We start from the raw sequence: 5,255 nt of genomic DNA, 5'->3' as shown, positions 1-5,255 counted from the left end.
GAGTTTACCGACCGCCCGTAGTCCTGCCCGTGATGTCCGTCTGGGACTGTGACCAGCACGTCCTGGGCTTGTTTACCGACCGTGTCCGGGACGTCTGTCATGTTCTGGAGTCGGTACGGAGGACGAGTGGCACGGCACGTGGTGGTCGGGGACCTGAGGGTCCAGCAGATCGAGCGGAAGGACGGGCGGCGGTCGTGGACGATCCTGTGGCCCGAGGGGACGGTCCATGCGGAGGCGGACCGGTTCCTGCGTCTGCATGATGGTTCGGGAACGCAGAGGACGTACGCGTATCTGCTGGTGGACCACCTGCGGTGGCTGGAGCGGGAGTGCCTGGCCTTCTCCGCAGTCCAACTGCGGGACCTGGAACGGTACATGGGCATCGTCGGTGCCGAGGTCCGCATGCCGCTCGGCGAGCCGTGGCGGGTCGGCAAGCGCCCATACGGCCACTCCGCGCTGTCGACCGCGGCGGCGTGCCTGAAGGGCTTCTACCTGCACCAGTCCTCCCTCGGCATCAACGGCGAACTCGGCAAGAAGCTCGATAAGTCACGGCTGCCGTCGCGGGTGGACCGGCGCCGTTCATTCCTCGGGCATGTGAAGTCGTCGCTGCCCACCAACCCGCTGGCGCCGAAGGGGCCGCACCGCCGACATCCGAAGATGCTTCCGGACGGCGCCCGGGGGAGGCTGCTGGAGACGGTGAACGCCGCCCGGGACCGGCTGGTGGTCACCTGGCTCGCCGACGGCGGGCTGCGCATCGGCGAGCTCTGCGGACTTCACCTGGTCGACCTGCACCTGCGCGAGAACGCGGCCTGTGGCGAGTGCCGCACCCCTCACCTGCACGTCTGCCACCGGCCCGGCAACCCGAACCGCGCCGAAGCCAAGACCAAGCACCCCTGGCGGGTCGAGCACGGGATCGTGACCGGCGGGCTGATCAAGCGGGTCAGCCCGGCGATGGTGCACACCTACTTCGAGTACGTCACTACTGAGTACCCGCGCGGCGCCGGGCACGGCATGCTCCTGGTTCAGCTGCACGGTGCCGATACCGGACAGCCGTGGGCGCCGGTCGGGGCCCGGCGGATGCTCGGCCGGGCCGGGAAGCGCGCCGGACTGGGGCTGGTGAAACCCCATGCCTTCCGGCACTCGTTTACTTCCGCGGTCCTCGACGCCGCCGAGGGCAACACGCTGATCGCCCGGGACGCCGGCGGCTGGGCCTCAGCCGCGATGGTGGATGAGGTCTACGGACACGTCGATGTCCACGACCCGGTCTTCGACGCCGCCCTGCGCACCGCATGGGGTGAGACGAAGTGACGGAGCCGTTGCTGCTGACGCAGCAGGATGCCCGCAACCGACGGGACCGGCTGGAGGTGCTCTCCGCTCTGATCAACGGGCCCGAGTTCGACCCGGCGCTGCGCGGCGGGGTGCTAAAGATCCCGCCGACGCACCTGGTCTACCCGTGGAGCTGCACGGTCGTGGACTGCGCGCGGCCCCGCTGGCGGCGCTACGCGATGTGCTCGGTGCACGCCGAGCAGTGTCAGGAGGCGGAGGCGCATGGGATGAGCCGGGCTCAGTTCCTGCGGACGGCGGAGCCGCTGCCGGCCACGGAGATGCCGGAGGCGATGATGTGCCGGATCTGCCCGCAGCGGCCGGCGTTCAGCCTGCAGCTGGTGCTGTGCTTCCGGCACCGCAACCGGTGGCTTGGCCACCTGAAGCGGCACCCCGGCGGGGGTGAGGCGGGGTTCGAGCGGTGGCTGGCCGACCAGCCAGCGCTGCCGGGCTACGGTGAGTGCCGCGCGGACGTGTGCGACGAACTGGCTGCCTCGCCGCTGGGGCTGTGCGGCGCGCACGAGCGCGGCTACATCCGGGCCGGGCGCCCGGGCGGGGCGAAGCCGCCGAAGAACTTCTTCGCCACCTACGAGCGCCGTGATCGCCCTGTCCCGGTGACCTGCGAGGACGAAGTCGCCTTCCGCGCCTGGTGCCGCGCACAGCTGCCGGTGCACCGCACCGGAACGGTCAACCTGCGCGGGCTGCGGCCCTTGCTGCGGGCGGAGTTGCAGTGGGGCATGTATGTCCACGGCCAGCAGCCCGTCGCCGTGTGGCACCTGACGTGGGTGCAGTCGCTCGCGGACGAGTGCCAGCGCCGCGACGTGGACTCCCTGGCCGGCCTGGATGCGTCCGTCTTCCGCCGCGCCTACCACCAGCGCATGGTCCAGGAGATACAACAGGCCCTGCGGAAGATCTACTTCACCCCCTCCGACACCCGGGACGCCGGCTACATCGAGACCGAGCACTTCGGGGTGCGCTTCCCGTATCGCTCCAGCTACGTCGACCTGACCTGCATCTCCCAGCGGTGGCTGCGCGACCTGTTGTGGGACCACATCGCGGACGTGCTGCGCTCGCCCACCTGCCCGCGCAGCGCCCAGCCGGTGGACTTCGTACGCCGCGCCGGCGCCGAACTGTCTGCGTTCCTCGAGGCTGAGGCGCCCGGCGGCGGGCACGACCCCACCGTGCTGCGCGGCGACCACGTCCACCGCTTCGTCGCGGACCTGCGCAACCGCGAACGCCTCGGCCTGGCCTTCCGCGGCCAGGCCCGCCTGGACGGCAAAAGGGCGAAGGTCACCGAGAACTCGCGCCGGATGGTGTTCAACTACGGCAGGGCCCTGCTGCGCGGCGCGCTGGACCGCGGCAGTGCCGAGCGGATCGGTCTGGACCGCGCCTTCATCGCCGCCATGCCGGTCGGCGGCCCGGGCACGCCCCGCAGCCGCAACCCCTTCCCCGACGAGGTCGCCCGGGCCCTTGCGGACGAGGCCAGTCTGCAGCAGCTCGCCGACGGCTACGACCCGCACGACCGGGGCCTGCGGGACATGTGGGAGACCATCATCGTCACCGGCCGGCGCGCCAGCGAGGTCATCCAGCTCCGCCTGGACTGCGTCGGCCGCTACGGCGGATTGCCCCTGCTCTGGCACGACCAGACCAAGGTCGGCAACCTGAACGCGGCCGTCCGCATCCCCGACCATCTCCTTAACCGGCTCGAAGAACGCCGTCAAAAGACCCTGACCCACTACGCCGACCGGCATGCCGGCCGCCCGCCCACTGCTGCTGAACGCGCTCACCTGGCCCTGTTCCCCACCGACATCCTCAACCCCGACGGCCGCCGCGCTTTGTCTTACACCTGGTTCCACACCGGCTTCCGCAGCTGGCTCGCCGAGCTTGACCTCGGCGGTCACTACGTCGCCCACCAGGCCCGGCATACGCTGGCCACCCGGCTGCTGCGGCACGGCGCGACCCTGACGCACATCCGCCGCTACCTCGGCCAGGTCTCCGACCGCATGGCCGAGCATTACGTCCACCTGACCCAGTCGGACCTGGACAACGTCCTCCAGCACGTGTGGGTCGCCGGCCCCGGCACCGCGCACCCCGGCGAACTCCTCACCAGCGACACCACCCCGCTCACCCACGAGCAGGCCCAGGCCCTGGCCATCGACCTCTCTCGCCGCAGCACTCCCGCCGAGGGCGGGTTCTGCACCTTCCAGCCCGTCGTCGACGGCGGCGCCTGCCCCTTCAACCTCGACTGCCACAACTGCGACAAGTTCGTCCTCTCGGGCGCTGACCTGCTCTACTGGCGGCGCAAGCGCGAGCAGTGGCGACTGCTGGCCGAGCGCGCCCCGGACGATGCCACCGCCGACTACCTGCACCGCTACTTCGAGCCCACCGCCCGCGCCATCGACGGCCTGGAAAAGGCCCTGGCCGGCCTCGGCCTCCTCGACGACGCCCTCGCCCTGGACCTGCGCAAACCCCAGGACTACTTCCACCGCGTGTGGTCCACGGCCTTCCGCGCCACCGACCTCGCCGACGCCGCACAGGACAACGGCGAGTACAGCGATACGTGCGCACCCGAGGACACCGGCCCCGAACAGGACGTCGCATGAACACCGCCACCATCCCCGAACCGCGCACCGCCGCGGCCCTGGCGGCCCGCCGTCGCAAGACCGAGACCGCCCTCCAGCGCGTCCACCAGGCCATCACCCGCCTCCGGCGCGAGAAAGCCCAGGTCAGCGTCGCCGCCGTCGCCCGCCGAGCAGACGTCTCCCGCACCTTCCTCTACGACAACACCGAGGCCAGGACCGCAGTCGCCACCGCCATGGCAGAGGCTGGCGAACGCCGATCCCAGATGCTCGCCGAGCAGGACGACAGAGGCGAAGCGACATGGCGCGAACGCGCACTGAACGCCGAAGACGCGCTGAAGGCCGCCCAGACAGAGATCCTTGCCCAGCGCACCCGCATCGGCGAAGTCCTCGGTCAGATACGCGACTTGGAAGCCGAGTGGGCCGAGGAAGCCATCCAGCGGATCACCACCGAGAACACCACGCTCAAGCAGCGTGTCCGTCAACTCACCACCGACAACCGCACTCTGGACCAGCGGCTTCAGGCCGCCCGCTCCAACCTCCGCTTCCAGGACCGGCGCGTCGCCGACCTCGAAGCCCGCATCGCCGAGACGTCGGGGCGGACCTGACCGACTTCCGGAAACCGGTGGCGCCCAGCGAGGACACCTGTCATCTTTGATCCAGCATTCATAGGTGATGAACTGACGTTCATTGGAAAGGGGAGGGCGACACGTGATCCTCGTGCATGTCTCCACCACTTGGCCCGAGGTCCTCAACGGCCAACTCACCCCCGAGCAAGCCACCTTGGGAGAGTGGTTCAACATCAGCGACTCGTCGCTCGCTGAGTACGGCGACGCCGTGCTCGGCATCTTCGAGAACACCGTCGTCAGCGCCTTCGACGTCACCGGCCAGCCCCATCGCGACAACGAGGGCCGGGTCACCTTCCCCGGCGCCCCCTCGGCGACGTGGTCCCACCTGATCGGCACCCCCAACCCCGGCAAGCCCTGGGGCGTCCGCGGCATGGCCCGGCCGATCCAGTACCTCGACACCGCCGTGCTGACCGGCGGCACCGTCGAGGTTGAAGACGACGGCACCGCCCGCCGAGCCGTCGTTGACGGCTTCACCCTCGTCGTCGACAACAAGGGAAGCGCGGTGCTGTCGGTCCCTGCCGGACACAAGGTCACCGTCCTGACCAACGCCGCCTGAACCCAGACGGAGCCCCGGAGCCCTGGACGCCAACTGGCCTCCGGGGCTCCGGCCCGAGAACTCTCGGGCGAGTTGCCGCAACGGCCCCAACTCGCCGTCACGGACATGTAGTCTATGAGTTGTCGCAGTTCAGAGCCGGTTCACGAGCTCCTGTGGTCGGTAAAGTGGAGT

At 70.0% G+C, this 5,255-nt stretch carries 4 protein-coding genes; all 4 read left to right on the top strand.

Annotated features, from left to right (window positions below):
- The first annotated feature begins 126 nt into the window (after nucleotides 1-126).
- The 4 genes from ACFZB3_RS50045 (at nucleotide 127) to ACFZB3_RS50030 (ending at nucleotide 5,084) form a co-directional block, all read left to right on the top strand.
- Nucleotides 127-1,305, top strand: coding sequence for a tyrosine-type recombinase/integrase (locus tag ACFZB3_RS50045; RefSeq protein WP_391390593.1), 1,179 nt, complete (start codon nucleotides 127-129; stop codon nucleotides 1,303-1,305).
- Nucleotides 1,302-3,923 (top strand): tyrosine-type recombinase/integrase, encoded by a 2,622-nt coding sequence (locus ACFZB3_RS50040; protein ID WP_391390591.1) that lies wholly within the window; start codon nucleotides 1,302-1,304, stop codon nucleotides 3,921-3,923. The genes ACFZB3_RS50045 and ACFZB3_RS50040 overlap by 4 nt, the downstream gene beginning before the upstream one ends.
- On the top strand, nucleotides 3,920-4,507 hold the full coding sequence (locus tag ACFZB3_RS50035) for a DUF6262 family protein (protein ID WP_391390589.1): 588 nt from the start codon (nucleotides 3,920-3,922) through the stop codon (nucleotides 4,505-4,507). The genes ACFZB3_RS50040 and ACFZB3_RS50035 overlap by 4 nt, the downstream gene beginning before the upstream one ends.
- A 103-nt stretch (nucleotides 4,508-4,610) precedes the next feature.
- Nucleotides 4,611-5,084 carry a hypothetical protein gene (locus tag ACFZB3_RS50030; RefSeq protein ID WP_391390587.1) on the top strand — a complete coding sequence of 158 codons (474 nt, stop codon included), beginning with the start codon at nucleotides 4,611-4,613 and terminating at the stop codon, nucleotides 5,082-5,084.
- The last annotated feature ends 171 nt before the right edge of the window (nucleotides 5,085-5,255 follow it).

It is taken from the genome of Streptomyces sp. NPDC008092 (genome assembly GCF_042957285.1).
Taxonomy (GTDB): Bacteria; Actinomycetota; Actinomycetes; order Streptomycetales; family Streptomycetaceae; genus Streptomyces.
This window is presented reverse-complemented; position numbering and strand designations above follow the sequence as displayed.

What these genes read in the sequence shown, in the direction of transcription:
- ACFZB3_RS50035 (WP_391390589.1), top strand. Translation starts at nt 3,920, where the DNA reads ATGAACACCGCCACCATCCCCGAACCGCGCACCGCCGCGGCCCTGGCG.